Annotated in this window: 1 protein-coding gene; it reads right to left on the reverse strand. The window is 28.3% G+C overall.

Translation table 11 applies throughout. The features are described from left to right. Window positions 1–377: 377 nt before the first annotated feature. Window positions 378–1043, reverse strand: a complete 666-nt coding sequence (locus BUB90_RS22955; protein ID WP_073292003.1) for a hypothetical protein — start codon at window positions 1041–1043, stop codon at window positions 378–380. Between the last annotated feature and the right edge of the window lie 519 nt (window positions 1044–1562).

Genomic DNA, 1562 nt, shown 5'->3' on the forward strand with positions numbered 1-1562 from the left:
AAAACAAAATGAATTTCAATACATTTCCATTAAGTAAAAATAAGAACAGGGCTGCTGCTCAATGACTGAAAATCAGTCATTTTGCAACAGCCCCTATTTAATAGAACGTAAGCTTGTTTATAATGATACGATAATTAATGTATAATATATACATTAATTAATGGGCGTGGTTACATGGTAGTATTATAATAGATAGTAATCACTTTCCCGTTCTTTTTTTATTTGACTTTATTTTGCTTAGTAGTTTTTTTATAAGTTTGTAAATATAATAAATAATTACAACACTAATAATTAAAGCAATGATATAAACTATAGTAATTAGCCAACCATTTGTTGAACTATTTGCTGATTGGATCGCAGTTAAAATACTTATCATATTATTTTACTACCCAACTTCCTGTAAAGGAAGCTGGTATCTCCACTATTTTTCCTAAACCTTCGAAGAGAACACTTACCTCCATAACTCCTGAAACAGTTACTGACACATTACGATTCTGATTGGATAAAGTATAAGATGAACTTTTTTGTTCCCAACTAAATCCTACAGGAATTTGGACTCCTGTAGTCCATGAATTTACGTTAGTTATTGATGTGAAATATTTTTTGTATACACTAGAAAAACCCGTAGTGTAATCAAATTGTATATTCATATAAACTGGTGGTACTAAATTGATTGCGCCTACTGGAGTTGTATATACATCACTTGTATATACCGGATTACTTCTAGTTATATCATAAGTTGGATTATCATAACTATTATTAATAACTAAGATATTTTGATTTGAATTGTGAGTAGTAGTATAAGTACTTAATTTTTCTAGCAAAAGATTATATTCCTCTAAAGAATTTACACAAATAGAATTAGTATTGTTTAGCTGCTGACTATCTACGTCATTTATAACAATATTAGGATATTGTACTTCTACTTGTCGTACCTCTTCAGGGGTATATTCTTTCGTTTGTGCTTGAGCCTTATTAGGGGTAATAGATGTTAAACTCATAGCAATAAGTAGTGTCATAGCAATAATTTTGTTAGTTTTCATTTCTTATCCTCCTTTTAAGTTTGTATAAATATGGTATATAAAAAAAGTATAAATGTCAATTAGTTATATGAAATGTAAGAAAAAAGTAATATTTAGAATTTTATATTATATGAAAGTTTTGTTATTGAGATTAGCTATATAAAAAAGGAAAATATGAACAATTTAAAAATGTAGATTGGTTATAGAAAAACAATATAATTTAGTTGTTGATAGTAAGTTTGGAGTAGAAACTTTGAAGCGGTTATTATTTTATAAATACTCAAAATAAAAATATCAAAAAAAGACCTTGCTACAAAGGAATAACAAAGTCTTTTTGATATTATTGAGTATAATGCTGTCCATTACGACTATATTATAGTATATCAAGTGGTACGCTGTCTGTATTAATATATAGAGACAGGGGCTGTAAAAAAACTCCCTAAAGAAAGGGGCTGTTGCAAAACTAACTAATTAGGTTAGTTTTTAACAGCCTCCTCTTTATACCACCAGATGAAAAATGCAGGTTCCGAAGAACCTGCA

It is taken from the genome of Anaerosporobacter mobilis DSM 15930 (genome assembly GCF_900142955.1).
Classification (GTDB): Bacteria; Bacillota; Clostridia; order Lachnospirales; family Lachnospiraceae; genus Anaerosporobacter; species Anaerosporobacter mobilis.

Coding starts and splice junctions, on each gene's coding strand:
- BUB90_RS22955 (WP_073292003.1), bottom strand. CDS start 1,043: ATGAAAACTAACAAAATTATTGCTATGACACTACTTATTGCTATGAGT.